The sequence below is a fragment of the Streptomyces sp. NL15-2K genome, assembly GCF_030551255.1.
Lineage (GTDB): Bacteria > Actinomycetota > Actinomycetes > Streptomycetales > Streptomycetaceae > Streptomyces.
The window spans coordinates 11875951-11890669 of sequence record NZ_CP130630.1 but is presented as its reverse complement, the minus strand read 5'-3'; the positions used below and the strand labels follow the sequence as shown (position 1 = coordinate 11890669).

General features: G+C 72.4%; 12 protein-coding genes. 9 read left to right on the top strand and 3 right to left on the bottom strand.

What is annotated here, in order from left to right:
* Positions 1 to 12: 12 nt before the first annotated feature.
* Positions 13 to 1686, bottom strand: a complete 1674-nt coding sequence (locus tag Q4V64_RS52105) for an FAD-binding dehydrogenase (protein WP_124445488.1) — start codon at positions 1684 to 1686, stop codon at positions 13 to 15.
* 17 nt (positions 1687 to 1703) lie between these two features.
* Positions 1704 to 2330, bottom strand: a complete 627-nt coding sequence (locus Q4V64_RS52100; protein ID WP_124445487.1) for a TetR/AcrR family transcriptional regulator — start codon at positions 2328 to 2330, stop codon at positions 1704 to 1706.
* A 134-nt stretch (positions 2331 to 2464) separates the two neighbouring features.
* Between Q4V64_RS52100 and Q4V64_RS52095 the strand changes: the two genes are divergently transcribed.
* The 4 genes from Q4V64_RS52095 to Q4V64_RS52080 all read left to right on the top strand — a co-directional run bounded on the left by Q4V64_RS52095 (position 2465) and on the right by Q4V64_RS52080 (position 6837).
* Complete coding sequence (locus Q4V64_RS52095; RefSeq protein ID WP_124445486.1) at positions 2465 to 3094, top strand: alpha-ketoglutarate-dependent dioxygenase AlkB; 630 nt, start codon at positions 2465 to 2467, stop codon at positions 3092 to 3094.
* A 139-nt stretch (positions 3095 to 3233) separates the two neighbouring features.
* Positions 3234 to 4550: an acyltransferase gene (locus Q4V64_RS52090; protein ID WP_124445485.1), complete on the top strand. Its 1317-nt coding sequence runs from the start codon at positions 3234 to 3236 to the stop codon at positions 4548 to 4550.
* 48 nt (positions 4551 to 4598) lie between these two features.
* Positions 4599 to 5345: an MBL fold metallo-hydrolase gene (locus Q4V64_RS52085; RefSeq protein WP_124445484.1), complete on the top strand. Its 747-nt coding sequence runs from the start codon at positions 4599 to 4601 to the stop codon at positions 5343 to 5345.
* Positions 5346 to 5598: 253 nt separating this feature from the next.
* Positions 5599 to 6837, top strand: coding sequence for a DUF4032 domain-containing protein (locus Q4V64_RS52080; RefSeq protein ID WP_124445483.1), 1239 nt, complete (start codon positions 5599 to 5601; stop codon positions 6835 to 6837).
* A gap of 1 nt (position 6838) precedes the next feature.
* Here the strand turns inward: Q4V64_RS52080 and Q4V64_RS52075 are convergent, their stop codons facing one another.
* A complete protein-coding gene (locus Q4V64_RS52075; protein WP_124445482.1) occupies positions 6839 to 7711 on the bottom strand; it encodes a universal stress protein in 873 nt (290 codons plus the stop codon).
* A 73-nt stretch (positions 7712 to 7784) separates the two neighbouring features.
* On the opposite strand from Q4V64_RS52075, the gene Q4V64_RS52070 reads away from it, so the two are divergent.
* The 5 genes from Q4V64_RS52070 (at position 7785) to Q4V64_RS52050 (ending at position 14707) form a co-directional block, all read left to right on the top strand.
* A complete protein-coding gene (locus Q4V64_RS52070; RefSeq protein ID WP_124445481.1) occupies positions 7785 to 8021 on the top strand; it encodes a VOC family protein in 237 nt (78 codons plus the stop codon).
* Between the two features lie 149 nt (positions 8022 to 8170).
* On the top strand, positions 8171 to 9847 hold the full coding sequence (locus Q4V64_RS52065) for an FAD-dependent oxidoreductase (protein ID WP_124445480.1): 1677 nt from the start codon (positions 8171 to 8173) through the stop codon (positions 9845 to 9847).
* Positions 9844 to 11316, top strand: coding sequence for an ATP-binding protein (locus Q4V64_RS52060; RefSeq protein WP_124445479.1), 1473 nt, complete (start codon positions 9844 to 9846; stop codon positions 11314 to 11316). The genes Q4V64_RS52065 and Q4V64_RS52060 overlap by 4 nt, the downstream gene beginning before the upstream one ends.
* The gene (locus tag Q4V64_RS52055) at positions 11313 to 11666 is read left to right on the top strand and encodes a UBP-type zinc finger domain-containing protein (RefSeq protein ID WP_124445478.1); all 354 of its coding nucleotides are present in this window, start codon (positions 11313 to 11315) and stop codon (positions 11664 to 11666) included. The genes Q4V64_RS52060 and Q4V64_RS52055 overlap by 4 nt, the downstream gene beginning before the upstream one ends.
* 59 nt (positions 11667 to 11725) lie before the next feature.
* Positions 11726 to 14707 (top strand): helix-turn-helix transcriptional regulator, encoded by a 2982-nt coding sequence (locus Q4V64_RS52050; protein WP_124445477.1) that lies wholly within the window; start codon positions 11726 to 11728, stop codon positions 14705 to 14707.
* The last annotated feature ends 12 nt before the right edge of the window (positions 14708 to 14719 follow it).

Sequence of the window (14719 nt, the reverse complement as noted above, 5' to 3'; positions counted from 1 at the left end):
CACCGGCCGGAGTCAGGCGGTCTGCTGGGCGGCGGCCCGTCCCGCCGCCCGGCCGGAGAAGAGGCAGCCGCCGAGGAAGGTGCCCTCCAGCGCGTTGTAGCCGTGGACGCCTCCGCCGCCGAAGCCGGCGACCTCGCCGGCCGCGTACAGACCGTCGAGGGGCTGCCCGTCGGTGCCGAGGGCGCGGGAGTCGAGATCGGTCTGGATGCCGCCGAGGGTCTTGCGGGTCAGGGTGTGCAGCTTGACGCCGATGAGAGGCCCGGCCGCCGGGTCGAGGATGCGGTGCGGGGTGGCGACCCGGCCGAGGCGGTCGCCGATGTAGCGGCGGGCGTTGCGGATGCCCTGCACCTGGGCGTCCTTGCTGTAGGCGTTGGCGATCTGGAGGTCGCGGGCCTCGATCTGGCGCCGGATTCCGGCCGCGTCGAGGAGTGCCTTCTCCGTCAGCCCGTTCATTTTCTCGACGAGTTGCTCCAGGTTCGGGGCGGTCACGAAGTCCGCCCCCTTGCGCAGGAACGCGTCGACCGGTCCCGGCGCGCCCTTGCCGAGGATGCGCTCCTTCAAGAAGCCCGCGCGGTCCTTGGCGGTGATGTCGGGGTTCTGCTCGGAGCCCGACAGCGCGAACTCCTTCTCGATGATCTTCTGGGTGAGGATGAACCAGGAGTGGTCGTATCCGGCGATGTCCTCGGTGGTGCGCAGGTACTCGAGGGTGCCGAGGGTGTCGTATCCGGGCAGGCACGGCTCGGGCAGGCGGCGGCCCAGCGCGTCGAACCACATCGAGGACGGTCCGGGCAGGATGCGGATGCCGTGGCCGGGCCAGATCGGGTCCCAGTTCTGCAGGCCCTCGGTGTAGTGCCACATGCGGTCGCGGTTGACCAGGCGGACGCCGGCGCCCGCGCTGATGTCGAGCATCCGGCCGTCGACGTAGGCGGGAACGCCGGTGACCATCTCGGCGGGCGGGGTGCCGAGACGCTCCGGCCAGTAGCGGCGGACGATGTCGTGGTTGGCGCCGATGCCGCCGGTGGTCACGACGACGGCCTGGGCGGTGAGGTGGAAGTCGCCGGCGCGGTCGCGGTTGGAGGCGACGCCGCGCGGCGCGTGGTCCTCGGCCAGGACGGTGCCGCGCACCCCGCGTGCCGCGCCCTCCTCCATGACCAGCTCGTCGACCTGGTGGCGGTGGTAGAAGGTCAGCAGCCCGTCGCGGGCGGCCTGTTTGGCGTACCCGACGAACGGCTCCACGACCCCGGTGCCGGTGCCCCAGGCGATGTGGAAGCGGGGCACGGAGTTGCCGTGGCCGTGGGCCGTCAGGTCGCCGCGCTCCGCCCAGCCGACGGTGGGCAGGAACTTGATGCCGTGCCCTTCCAGCCAGGACCGCTTCTCCCCCGCCGCGAACTCGACGTAGGCGCGCGCCCAGCGCACGGCCCAGGAGTCCTCGTCGGCCACGCGGTCGAACTGTGCGCTGCCCTGCCAGTCGTTCCAGGCGAGGTCGAAGGAGTCCTTGATGCCGAGGCGCCGCTGTTCCGGCGAGTCGACGAGGAACAGTCCGCCGAAGGACCAGAACGCCTGCCCGCCCAGGTTGGCGGCGTTCTCCTGGTCCACCAGTGCGACCCTGCGGCCCCGGCTGGTCAGTTCGTGTGCGGCGACCAGGCCCGCGAGGCCCGCTCCGACGACGATGACGTCGGCATCCATGGCGACCGTCCCTTTCCTCATGCGGTGGTGTGGCTGCCGTCGGTGAGCAGCACGGTGAGCAGTTGCCCCAGCCAGGCGCGAGCACGCTCGACGTCCCTGTCCAGCAGCAGTTGGGTGGTGACTCCGTCGTACGCGGCGACCACGGCGTGCGCGGCACCGTCGATGTCGCCGAGCACGGCGGGCAGTTCCGTGTGCCCCCGCGCCCGGGCGAGCCGTTCGGCGATCGCCCGCCGCAGGCGCGCCCGGTACTCCAGCAGGGTCTGCGCCACGGCCGGTTCGCGGGCGGCGTGCACCAGGAAGTCCGTCTTCACCAGGAGCCAGTCCCGGTCGAGGAGGAGTACCTCGGTCACCCGGTCGACGGCCGCGGGCACGTCGAGGTCCGGCCCGTCGAGGGCGAGCGCCCCGGACACCTGGTCCGCGATCAGGTCGGCCCGCTGCCGGTAGAGGGCGAAGAACAGCTCGTCCAGGCTGCCGAAGTTCGAGTAGAAGGCGCCCCGGCTGTAGCCGGCCGCCTCGCAGACCTCCTCGATCGAGACGCGCCCGAAGCCCTTGGCGGCGAAGACCGCGAAGGCGGCGTCGAGGAGGTTGGCCCGCGTGCGGACGCGGCGCCTGGTCACGCGCCGTGTCGTCTGCTCCACCGCCATGTCCTGCCTCCGTTCGATACGCGAATGTATCCGATACACCGATGCATCGAAAGCATCCGTCCGCGCCGATCGCCGCCCCGGCCGACCGAAAGCAAAGTTGGAACACACTTTCGAATAAGGGGTACGCTGGCTTCATGAGCAGGCACCTCCAGGGCTCCCTCTTCGACCAGACCGACCAGCTGGAACTCGGCCCCCTCGACGGGATCCGCCGAACCGAGCTCGGCCTCGGCGCCTGGATCGACGTACTGCCCGGATGGCTGAGCGGATCCGACGCACTGTTCGAGCAGCTGGCCGCCGACGTGCCGTGGCGCGCGGAGCGCCGCACGATGTACGACCACGTGGTCGACGTACCCCGGCTGCTGGCGTTCTACGGCGCGGACGACGTCCTGCCGCACCCCGTGCTGACCCAGGCCCGCGAGGCGCTGTCCGCGCACTACGCCGAAGAGCTCGGCGAGCCCTTCACCACGGCCGGGCTGTGCTACTACCGCGACGGCCGGGACAGTGTGGCCTGGCACGGGGACCGGATCGGCCGGGGCGCCCGGGAGGACACCATGGTCGCCATCCTCTCCGTGGGCACGCCCCGCGACCTGCTGCTGCGTCCGATGCACGGCGGCGGCGCCACGGTCCGACGGCCGCTGGGGCACGGGGACTTGATCGTGATGGGCGGCTCCTGCCAGCGCACCTGGGAGCACTCGATACCGAAGACCACGCGGGCCACGGGACCGCGGATCAGCATCCAGTTCCGCCCGGACGGCGTGCACTGAGGCGGACGGGCGGCCGCTCCAGCTGCGCGCGAGGGGCTGCCTCCGGCGGACGGTGCCGGAGGCAGCCCCGTTCCTGACGGAACCCTGTCCTCCCCCGCACGGCTCCCCCACACTGGCGCACATCCGGGGGGAGGCCGCGATGAGTGCGGAGACCGGGCGGCCGACAGCCGTTCACCGACGGGTCGAACTGGACATGCTCCGTGCCCTCGTCGTCCTCGGCCTGGTCTTCTTCCACGCCGCTCTGGTCTTCTCCCCGGACGACGACTTCTACGTCAAGAACGCGCAGACCACCGAAGCCGTGACAGTCGTCGCCGGGCTCGGTGTGGTCTGGGCGATGCCCCTGCTGTTCCTCGTCGCCGGTCTCGGCGCCCGGTACTCGCTCCGTCGTCGCGGGCCGGCCGGATTCGCCCGCGAACGGCTGCTGCGCCTCGGCGTCCCGTTGGTCTTCGCGACGCTCGTCCTGTGTCCCCTGCCCCAGTGGTTGCGTCTGCGCGCCGCCGACCCCGGTTACGACGAGTCCTACTGGCGGTTCTGGCCCCGGTTCCTCACCGTCCGCCCGGACCTCGGCGACTTCCCCTTCGTCCTCGAAGGGGACCACTTCGAGACCGGGCACCTGTGGTTCGTCGTCCTCCTGCTCGTCTTCAGCCTCCTCCTCGCGCCGGTCGCCGCTCCCCTCGCGTCCGCCGGCGACCGCGCGGGCGGCGCGGTGGGGCGGCGGCCCGCCCTGCTCCTCCTGCCCGCGCCGGCGCTCGCCCTGATCAACGCGCTGCTGGGCATGGAGGAGAGCTTCGCGGGCTGGAACCGCTGGGCCTATCTGCTGTTCTTCCTCCTCGGCCACGCGCTGGCCGGGGACGACCGGATCCGCGCGGCCATGCGCCGACTCGCCCTTCCCGTCGGCGTGCTGGGGATCGTCCTGTTCCTGGGGACCGCGCCCGGATTCATGTCGCAGGACGATCCGTTCACCGCGAGGACCACCTTCGCACTGTTCACCCGGGCGCTGTTCGGTGCGGCGGGCTGGTGCTGGGTGGTGGCGATCCTCGGGCTGCTGGATCGGCCGCGCGACGGCGGGGGACGTGACGGCGGGCCACGCGAGGCCGGGTCGCGGGAGCGCGGGTCACCGGAGGGCGGGCAACGCAAGAGCGGGTCATGCAAGAACGGGTCACGCAAGAACGGGTCACGCGAGCGCGGGTCGCCCGGAAGTGAGCCGTCCTCCCGCGTGCTGCCCTATCTCGCGGTCGCCGCCCTGCCGTTGTACGTGCTGCACCAGCCCGTCCTGGTCGCCATCGCGTACGGAGCCGTGGGCTGGGCCGCCCCCATCGTGGTGAAGTACGTGGTCATCGTGGTCTCTTCCCTGGCCGTGATCCTCGTGGTGTACGAGTACGCCGTGCGCAGGACTCGGATCACCCGCTTCCTGTTCGGCATGCGACCGGACCCGCCCCCTCCGCCTCCCTCATGATCTGCTTTGCTGTGTCCGTCGAGCTGGGACCTCATCACGGGGACGATCATGCGGGTAGACGTGCGGCAAGTCGCCGACGACACCTATCTGGTGCACGGCAGCAACACCAACTGGGTGATCCTCACGGAGGGGGACGCCGCGACCCTGGTCGACACCGGCTACCCCGGGGACCGGGAGCAGCTGCTCGCCTCCCTCGCGGAGGTGGGCAGTTCACCGGAGGCGGTCTCGGCCGTGCTCATCACCCACGCCCACAACGACCACCTGGGCTCCGCGGAGTACCTGCGCGGCGCCTACGGCACTCCGGTGTACCTGCACGAGGACGAAGTGCCGCACGCCCGCCGGGAGTTCCTGCACCAGGTAAGCGTCGGGACGGTCCTGAAGAACGGCTGGCGCCCCGGTGTGCTGCCGTGGGCCGTGCACGCGATCCGTTCGGGCGGCACCGCCCACGTGCCGGTCGCCTCTCCGCAGGCGTTCCCGGCGGCGGGCCCGCTCGATCTTCCCGGCCGGCCCGTCCCGGTGCCGACGCCCGGCCACACCGACGGGCACGCCGCGTACCACCTCCCGGGCAAGGGCGTGGTGATCTCGGGCGACGCCCTGGTGAGCGGTCACCCCACCTCGCGGGTCAAGGGGCCGCAGCTGCTGCCGGACATGTTCCACCACGAACGGCCCCGTGCCGTGGCCTCGCTGGAGATACTCGCCGCGCTGGACGGCGATCTCCTTCTCCCCGGGCACGGGCCCGCGCACCGCGGTCCGGTCCGTGAAGCGGCACTTCAGGCCCGGGAGCGCGCGCTTTAGGGGTCCTTGCACTATGAGCGCCCGATGAGGTCGCGTGGTCTGGTGCCGTGCATCGCAAGGCGCCGGAGCGCCCTCGATGGGGGTGCCCCCGCGCGAGGTTGTTCGAGCGTGGGGGAGGAGCCACGTGGGCGTTTCGGCAACGCGGCGAGGTGCGGTGCCAGGCCGCGCGACCCGGGCGGGCATAGTGCAAGGACCCCTAAGGTGAGGTGACGATCACCGGCTCGGCGATACGCAAGATGAGGACACGCGACCCATGGCCCTGCAGATCAGCGCGACCAACCCGGAGCACCCCGCGCTCCTGCTCGAACTGCCGTGGCACCTCCCCCTGGAGGAGTGGCCCGACGAGTACCTGGTACCGCTGCCGCGCGGTATCTCCCGGCACGTCGTGCGGTACGCCCGCGCCGGCGACGAGGTGATCGCCGTCAAGGAGCTCGCCGAGCGCCCGGCGCTGCGCGAGTACGAGCTGCTGCGCGACCTGGACCGGATCGGCATCCCGGCGGTCGACCCGCTGGCGGTGGTCACCGGCCGCACCGACGCCGACGACGCCCCGTTGGAGTCGGTGCTGGTCACCCGGCATCTGGGCGGTTCGATGCCGTACCGGTCGATGTTCGAGACGACGATGAGACCGGCGACCATGCACCGGCTGATGGACGCGCTGGCCGTGCTGCTGGTGCGGCTGCATCTCGCCGGGTTCGCCTGGGGCGACTGCTCGCTGTCCAACACACTCTTCCGACGTGACGCGGGCGCGTACGCCGCCTACCTGGTCGACGCCGAGACCGGCGACCTGCACCCGCAGCTCAGCGCCGGGCAGCGCGACTACGACCTCGACCTCGCCCGGGTCAACATCAGCGGCGAGCTGCTCGACCTGGAGGCGTCCGGGGCGCTGCACCCCTCCGTGGACCCGGTCGAGTTCGGCATGGAGATCTGCGCGCGCTACGGGAGCCTGTGGAAGGAACTGACCCGCACGTCCGTCTACCCGGCGGGCAAGTACCACTACATCGAGCGCCGGATCCGCCGCCTGAACGAGCTCGGTTTCGACGTGGCCGAGATGCAGATCGAACACTCCTCCAACGGCGACACGGTCACCTTCGTGCCGAAGGTCGTGGACGCGGGCCACCACCAGCGCCAGCTCCTGCGGCTGACCGGCCTGGACGCCGAGGAGAACCAGGCGCGGCGACTGCTGAACGACCTGGAGAGCTGGATGGCCACCCAGGACGACTACGCCCCGGGCGACCCCCTCGCCGCCCGCCCGGAAGTGCTCGCCCACCGCTGGGTGCGGGACGTCTTCCGGCCCACCGTGCGGGCCGTGCCCGTCGAGATGCGCGGCTCGATGGACCCGGCGGAGATCTACCACGAGCTGCTGGAACACCGCTGGTACCTGTCGGAGCGCGCGCAGCACGACATAGGGCTGGACACGGCGGTGGAGGACTACATCAAGAACATCCTTCCCCAGGCCCGCGAGACGCTCCAGCCCAGTCCCGCCGCCGACTGACTCAGGCGTGCGGCACGACGGCCACCGGGCAGCCCGCGTGGTGCAGGACGCCATGGGCGACCGAGCCGATGCGGGCGCCGACGGCCGTACGGTGGGCGCGGCGGCCGACGACCATCAGCTGGGCGCCCGAGGCCACCGACAGCAGCACCTGCCCGGCGCTGCCCATCTCCACGTGCTCGACGACCGGCACGTCGGGGAAGCGGTCCCGCCACGGCTGCAGCGCCGCCGCCAGCGCCTTCTTCTCGTACGGCTCGAGACCGCCGGCCTCGTCGAGCAGCTTCAGCGAGCCCGGGCTGTAGGCGAAGACCGGCGGCAGGGTCCAGGCCCGTACCGCGCGCACCGTGGCACCGCGCGCCGCCGCCGTCTCGAACGCGAACCGCAGTGTCCCGGCGCTGTCCTCCGGGTCGCCCTGCTGGCCCACGACGATCTCCCGCCCGGCGGCCTCACCGGAGGGTTCATCGCCGGCGCGCACCAGGACGACCGGGCGCGTCGCCTCGACGATCACCTGCTGGCCTACGGAGCCGAGCAGGAAACCGACGACCCTGCCGTGGCCGCGCGAGCCGAGGACCAGCATCTCGGCGTCCGCCGCCGCGGCGACCAGTGCGTCCACGCTGCCGCCCTCCACCACGTCGGTGGACACCTCCAGCTCCGGATGCCGCTCGGTCACGGCCCCCTCGGCCGAGGCCAGCACCTCCCGCGCCCACTCGGCCTGGACGTCCGGGCCGGCCGCCTCGATCGCCTCGTACGGCTGGTACCGCCAGGCGTGCACCACGCGCAGTGCCAGCCCTCGCCGGACCGCCTCCCGGGCCGCCCAGGCCAGCGCGGCCAGGCTCTCCTCGGTTCCGTCGATCCCTGCCGTGATCGGGCGCGTCATTGCTGTCGGTCTCCCTGTGTCGCGGTCACGTGACTCGGACCCAGTCTTCCCCAGTCCTCACCACGCTGTCGGCATGGCTTTGGAATGGGAGCAGGTTGTCGTGGACTCGGCCGATCCGGTGGGCCTGGGGCGCTGGTGGGCCGAGGCGCTCCACCTCGACTTCCGGCCCGACGACCAGGCGGCGGAGGTGGCCCGGTTCCTGGCTCTCGGCGCGCGGCAAGCGGACGTCGGTCAGGGCGAGCAGCGGTGGGTGACGCTCGCGGATCCCGAGGGCAACGAGTTCTGCGTACTGGGCGAGCGCCTCGGCTGACGGCGGGCGGGCTCCCGCGTACCGCCCGCCGCCTACCTGAGCGAATCGGGACGATCGAACATACGATGGGCGGGAACCGGCGCGGCGGCTCGGTGGCAGTGGCACCGGGGTACGCCGTGCCGTGAGTCCGACCTCGGGGTGGGAGACGTATGGCACAGGCCGCGGACGCAGCGCGGACCGTCATCTTGACCGTGGACGACGATCCGGGGGTCTCCCGGGCCGTCGCCCGGGATCTGCGGCGGCGTTACGGCGAGTCGTACCGGATCGTGCGCGCGGAGTCCGGCGAGTCGGCGCTCGAGGCGCTGCGCGAGCTGAAGCTGCGCGGTGATCTGGTGGCGGTGATCCTGGCGGACTACCGGATGCCGCAGATGAACGGCATCGAGTTCCTGGAACAGGCCCTGGACGTGTATCCGGGGGCGCGGCGGGTGCTGCTGACCGCGTACGCGGACACGAACGCGGCGATCGACGCGATCAACGTCGTCGATCTCGACCACTACCTGCTCAAGCCGTGGGATCCGCCCGAGGAGAAGCTCTACCCGGTCCTGGACGACCTGCTTCAGGCGTGGCGGTGCAGCGACTACCGGCCGGTGCCCAGCACCAAGGTGGTCGGGCACCGCTGGTCGGCGCGTTCCTCGGACGTGCGGGAGTTCCTGGCCCGCAACCAGGTGCCGTACCGCTGGTACTCGGCGGACGAGCCCGAGGGGCAGCGGCTGCTGGCGGCGGCCGGGCAGGACGGACAGCGGCTGCCGCTGGTGATCACGCCGGACGGCACGCCGCTGGTCGAGCCGGAGGCGCCCGAGCTGGCCGCGCAGGTGGGGCTGGCCACGACGCCCGAGGCCGACTTCTACGACCTCGTCGTGATCGGCGGCGGCCCGGCCGGGCTCGGCGCGGCCGTCTACGGGGCCTCCGAGGGGCTGCGGACGGTCCTCGTGGAGCGGTCGGCGACCGGCGGACAGGCCGGGCAGAGCTCCCGGATCGAGAACTACCTGGGCTTCCCGGACGGCGTGTCGGGGGCGCAGCTCACCGACCGGGCGCGGCGGCAGGCGACGAAGTTCGGCGCCGAGATCCTCACCGCACGGGAGGTGACCGGCCTTGAGGTCAACGGGGCGGCGCGGACCGTACGGTTCTCGGACGGCTCGGCGGTCGCCGCGCACAGCGTGATCCTGGCGACCGGCGTGTCGTACCGGCAGCTCGACGCGCCGGGGACGACCGACCTGACCGGCTGCGGGGTGTTCTACGGCTCGGCGCTGACCGAGGCGGCCTCCTGCCAGGGCCACGACGTGTACATCGTCGGCGGCGCCAACTCCGCCGGGCAGGCCGCGATGTACCTGGCCAGGGGCGCCAAGTCGGTGACGCTGCTGGTGCGCGGGCCGTCCCTGTCGGCGTCGATGTCGCACTACCTGATCCAGCAGATCGAGGAGTCGCCCAACATCTCGGTGCGCTGCGGCACGGCCGTCGAGGCCGTGCACGGTTCGGACCGTCTGGAGCAGCTGACGCTGCGCGACGTGGAGAGCGGGAAGACCGAACTCGTCGACGCGCAGTGGATGTTCGTGTTCATCGGCGCGGCCCCGCTGACCGACTGGCTGGACGGCGCCGTGCTGCGCGACGAGCGCGGGTTCATCCTGGCCGGGCCGGACCTGACGCCCGACGGGCGGCCGCCGGCGGACTGGGAGCTGGACCGGCCTCCGTACCATCTGGAGACCAACATTCCCGGCGTGTTCGTCGCGGGCGACGCCCGTGCCGAGTCCGCGAAGCGGGTCGCGTCCGCCGTCGGAGAGGGAGCCATGGCCGTGATGCTCGTCCACCGGTATCTGGAGCAGTCGTGAGCGGGCAGCTCATGCCGTGCAGCCCGCAGGAGATCGGGGCGCTGTTCCTGTTCGAGAAGCTGTCCCCCGAGCAGCTGGGGCGCCTGTGCAGCGAGGGGCGGATCGAGAAGTTCGAGCCCGGCCCCGTCTACACCGAGGGCGAGCACGCCACCTGCTTCTACGTCCTGCTCGAGGGCACGGTCGTCCTCTCCCGCCGGGTCGGCCGCGACGACGTGGAGGTCAGCCGGACCTCCCAGCGCGGGGTGTACGCGGGATCCATGCAGGCGTACCTGGGTGACCGGGTGCCGCAGATGTACAACAACTCCATGCGCGTCACCGAGCCGACGCGGTTCTTCGTGCTGCCCGCGGACACCTTCGCGAACATCATGCGGGAATGGTTCCCCATGGCGGTGCATCTGCTGGAGGGACTGTTCTTCGGCGCGAAGAGCACACAGCGGGCCATCGGGCAGCGCGAACGGCTGCTGGCCCTGGGCTCGTTGTCCGCCGGTCTCACGCACGAGCTCAACAACCCCGCGGCGGCTGCCGTACGGGCCACCGCGACCTTGCGGGAACGCGTGGGCAAGATGCGGCACAAGCTGCGGGTGATCTCCGCGGGCTCGTTCTCGCCGGAGACCCTTGCGAACCTCATCGACATCCAGGAACGCACCGCCGAACTCGTCGCCAAGGCACCCGCGTTGAGCCCCCTGGAAGCCTCGGACCGCGAGGACGCGCTCACCGGCTGGCTCGACGACCACGACATTCCCGAGGGCTGGCGGATCGCCCCCACCTTCGTACAGGCCGGGCTCGACATCGACTGGCTGGACCAGGTCGCCGCGGCCGTGGACGAGGAGCTCCTGCCGAGCGCCATCGGGTGGCTCAACTACACGGTCGAGACCGAACTGTTGATGGACGAGATCGATGACTCCACCACCCGGATCTCCCATCTGGTCGACGCCGCCAAGCAGTACTCCCAGCTCGACCGGGCCCCCTTCCAGAACGCCGACGTGCACGAACTCCTGGACAGCACACTGCTGATGCTGTCGGGCAAGATCGGTCAGCGGATCAAGGTCGTCAAGGAGTACGACCGTACGGTCCCGAAGATCCCCGCGTACCCGGCGGAGCTCAACCAGGTGTGGACCAACCTGGTCGACAACGCGGTGCAGGCCATCAACAGCGCGGGCGGGGAAGGGACGTTGACCGTGCGGACGGCCCTGGACCACGACCGGCTGCTGGTGGAGTTCCGCGACACCGGGCCCGGCATCCCCAAGGAGATCCGCGGGCGTATCTTCGACCCGTTCTTCACCACCAAGCCGGTGGGCGAGGGCACGGGGCTGGGCCTGGACATCTCCTGGCGGATCGTCGTCAACAAGCACCACGGCACCCTCCAGGTCGAGTCGGAGCCGGGCGACACGCGCTTCCAGGTCCTCCTTCCGCTCACGGCCGCGGAGCCCGACACGGAGCCCGACGCACCCTCTGAGGAGCCCGTATGACCGGCATCAAGGGAATAGATCCGAGCGTTCCGCCGAGCGGGGACGGTTGCGTGGAGTGCGACGCGGCCGGCGGATGGTGGTTCCATCTGCGGCGCTGCGCGCAGTGCGGGCACGTCGGCTGCTGCGACAGTTCTCCCGCGAAGCATGCGACGGGGCATTACCGGGACACCGGGCACCCCTTCGTCCAGAGCTATGAGCCGGGCGAGAGCTGGTTCTGGAACTACGAGACGGATGAGCTGTACGAGTCGGGGCCGGACATGGCTCCGCCGGTGAGCCATCCCGCGGAGCAGCCGACGCCGGGCCCCGCGGGGCGGGTGCCGGAGGATTGGGCTCGGGCGTTGCAGCAGTGAGCGCCTGACAATTCGGGCCTTTCTGTGCTCTGGCGGCTGTGTCAGTGTCCCGTGCCAGGATGGATCCCGTGCCGCCGATCTCGAACACCATGCCGCTCATCGGCCGGGAGGACGAACTCGCCCGCCTCGCCGGTGTGCTGGAGCGCGCCAGGGGCGGCGAGGCCCGGGCCGTGCTGGTCGCCGGGGACGCCGGTGTCGGCAAGACGCGAATGCTGGACGAGGTCGCCGGCCGGGCTGCCGCGGCCGGGATGGCGGTGCTCACCGGGCACTGCGTCGACCTCGGTGACGTCGGGCTGCCGTATCTGCCGTTCACAGAAGTCCTGGGCATGCTCGCCTCCGACGGGCGGTTCGCGGACGCCCTCGCCGCGCATCCGGTGGTGGACCGCCTGCTGGGCGGCGGCACGGACGCCGTGCGGGACACGGGCGGGCGGCTGCGGCTGTTCGAGGGCGTGGCCGGGCTGCTGGCCGACCTCGCGGACATCGCGCCCCTGCTGCTGGTCCTGGAGGACCTGCACTGGGCCGACCAGTCCTCCCGGGACCTGCTGCGGTTCCTGCTCAGCCGGGGCGTCCTCCAGCGGCCGTCGGGCGGTGCGCCCACGCACCGGCTGGCGGTGCTCGCCTCCTACCGCGCGGACGACCTGCACCGCCGGCACCCCCTGCGTCCGCTGCTGGCCGAGCTGGTGCGGCTGCCGGCCGTGGAGCGGCTGGAGCTGCGTCCCATGGCGGACGCCGAGGTGGCCCGGCTGGTGCGGGCCCTTCAGGACCCTCCGCTGCCGGACACCACGGTCCGGCGGATCGTCGAGCGCGCCGAGGGCAACGCCTTCTACGCGGAAGAGCTGGTCGCGGCCACCGAGACGGACGCCGGGGGCCTGCCCAGCGGCCTCGCGGACGTCCTGCTCATCCGCTTCGAGCAGCTGTCCGACACCACCCAGCAAGTGCTGCGTACGGCCGCGGTCGCCGGGCGCCGCGTCGAGCACGACTTGCTCCGGGACGCCGTAGGACTCCCCGAGCACGAGCTGGAGTCGGCGCTGCGCGAGGCCGTGGGACGGCAGCTCCTCGTCCCCGGCGACGGGGACACCTACGCCTTCCGGCACGCCCTGGCCCGCGAGGCCGTGTACGCCGACCTGCTGCCCGGTGAACGGGCCAGGCTGCACGGCGCGTTCGCGCGCCTGCTCGCCGAGCGGGGCCGCCGGCCCGGGAGCGCGGCGGAGCGGGCCCACCACTCCCGGGAGAGCCATGACCTGCCCGAGGCGCTCGCCGCCTCTCTGGAGGCAGCGGACCACGCCCGGCGCGTCGGCGCGCCCGCCGAGGAGCTGCGGCATCTCGAAGCGGCCCTGGATCTGTGGTCGGCGGTCGAGCCGTCCGCCCGGCCCTCGGGGGACGGCGTCGACCAGGTGACGCTCACGCTGCGCGCCTCGGCGGCGGCCGCGCACGCCGGGCAGACGCACCGGGCGGTCTCCCTCACCCGTGCCGCGCTCGCGGGCGTCGGCCAGGACGCGGACTCCGAACTCGCCGCCCGGGTCCGGTACACGCTCGCCGGGAACCTGCTGAGCGTCGACCACCTGACGGCCGCCTTCGCCTACAGCAGCGAGGCGCTCGCCATGATCCCCGCCCAACCTCCGTCGCCCACCTGGGTGTGGGCGGCGGCCACGCATGTCCTGGCGGCACGTCAGGTCGGAGAGTTCGAGACCGCGCTCGAAGTCGCCCGGCAGGCCCTGAGCATCGCCGAAGAGCTGGACGTCACCGACGCCCGGGCCGACCTGCTGATCTCGCTGGCCGTCCTCGAAGGGGACGGCCGCCGTTCCGCGGAGGGGCGGGAGCGACTGCGGGAGGCCCGGGAGCTCGCGCGGCGTTCGGGCAACGCGCCCGTGGAGCTGCGCGCGCTGTTCAACCTCGCCATCGGCTGCTTCGAGTCCGGTGACCTCGACGCGTGCCTGCCCTGGCTGACCGAGGGGCTGGACCGCGCCCGCCGTGCGGGGCTGCTGTCCTCGCTGTATCCGCTGGAGATGCGCTACGTCCGGCTGCTGGTGCTGTACACGCTGGGCCGCTGGGACGAGTGCCTGCGTGCGGCGGCCGCGGACGCCGAGGTGCTGCCCGCGGCCGGCGCGTACACGACCGGCCCGGCGCTGTACGTGGCGCTCGCGCGGAGCGACTTCGAGGCCGTCGGCCGTGCCCAGGCGCTGCTGGAGGGACCGTTCGACTGGATATGCACGCTGGTCGCGGGCATCGTACTGACCGACGCGGCGGCACTGCGGGGCGATCCGGAGGAGGCCGTGCGCTGGATGCGGTCCACGGTCGCGGCGCTCACCGATGACGCGGGCACGCTTCCGGACGTCACGGTCCGGCTGGCCGCCCTCGCGCTCTCCGCGGTCGCCGACACGGCCGCCGGGCTGCGCCGCACGGGCGACGAGGCCGGTGTCGGCCGGTGGGCGGACACCGCGACCGAGCTGGTGGAACTGGCCAGGTCCACGGCTGCGCGCGGTGAGGACAGCCCTCCGCAGGGCCCGGAGGGCGAGGCGTGGCTGGCGCGCGCCGAGGCGGAGTGGGCGCGGGCCGTGTCCGGGCCGGACGCGGCGGCCTGGGCGAAGGCGGTCGCCGCGTTCGACTTCGGCGACGCGTACGAGCGGGCGCGCTGCCAAGTCCGGTACGCCGAGGCCCTGTTGGCGGCCGAGCGACGCGAGGAGGCGGCTGTCGAGGCCCGCGCGGCACGGGAGACGGCGACCCGGCTCGGCAGCACGCCGCTGCTGGAGCAGGTGGACGCCCTGATCCGTCGCGGGCGCCTCGCGGACTCCCCGGCCGCCGATGCCCGGGCCACGGTCCTCACTGCCCGCGAACAGGACGTGCTGCGGCTCCTCGCCCTCGGCCGCAGCAACCGGCAGATCGGTGAGGAGTTGTTCATCAGCGGCAAGACGGCGAGCGTCCACGTCTCCAACATCCTCGCCAAGCTGGGCGCGGCGAGCCGTACGGAGGCGGTGGCCGTCGCCTACCGCGAGGGCCTGATCGCGCCGGTGCCGAGCGCGTCCGGCCGCGGACCGTCCTGAGCCACTCCCCGC

Excerpts from the sequence above, each read along its gene's own strand:
- Q4V64_RS52105 (WP_124445488.1), bottom strand. The coding sequence starts at position 1,686 with ATGGATGCCGACGTCATCGTCGTCGGAGCGGGCCTCGCGGGCCTGGTC.
- Q4V64_RS52100 (WP_124445487.1), bottom strand. The coding sequence starts at position 2,330 with ATGGCGGTGGAGCAGACGACACGGCGCGTGACCAGGCGCCGCGTCCGC.
- Q4V64_RS52095 (WP_124445486.1), top strand. The coding sequence starts at position 2,465 with ATGAGCAGGCACCTCCAGGGCTCCCTCTTCGACCAGACCGACCAGCTG.
- Q4V64_RS52090 (WP_124445485.1), top strand. The coding sequence starts at position 3,234 with ATGAGTGCGGAGACCGGGCGGCCGACAGCCGTTCACCGACGGGTCGAA.
- Q4V64_RS52085 (WP_124445484.1), top strand. The coding sequence starts at position 4,599 with ATGCGGGTAGACGTGCGGCAAGTCGCCGACGACACCTATCTGGTGCAC.
- Q4V64_RS52080 (WP_124445483.1), top strand. The coding sequence starts at position 5,599 with ATGGCCCTGCAGATCAGCGCGACCAACCCGGAGCACCCCGCGCTCCTG.
- Q4V64_RS52075 (WP_124445482.1), bottom strand. The coding sequence starts at position 7,711 with ATGACGCGCCCGATCACGGCAGGGATCGACGGAACCGAGGAGAGCCTG.
- Q4V64_RS52070 (WP_124445481.1), top strand. The coding sequence starts at position 7,785 with ATGGCTTTGGAATGGGAGCAGGTTGTCGTGGACTCGGCCGATCCGGTG.
- Q4V64_RS52065 (WP_124445480.1), top strand. The coding sequence starts at position 8,171 with ATGGCACAGGCCGCGGACGCAGCGCGGACCGTCATCTTGACCGTGGAC.
- Q4V64_RS52055 (WP_124445478.1), top strand. The coding sequence starts at position 11,313 with ATGACCGGCATCAAGGGAATAGATCCGAGCGTTCCGCCGAGCGGGGAC.
- Q4V64_RS52050 (WP_124445477.1), top strand. The coding sequence starts at position 11,726 with ATGGATCCCGTGCCGCCGATCTCGAACACCATGCCGCTCATCGGCCGG.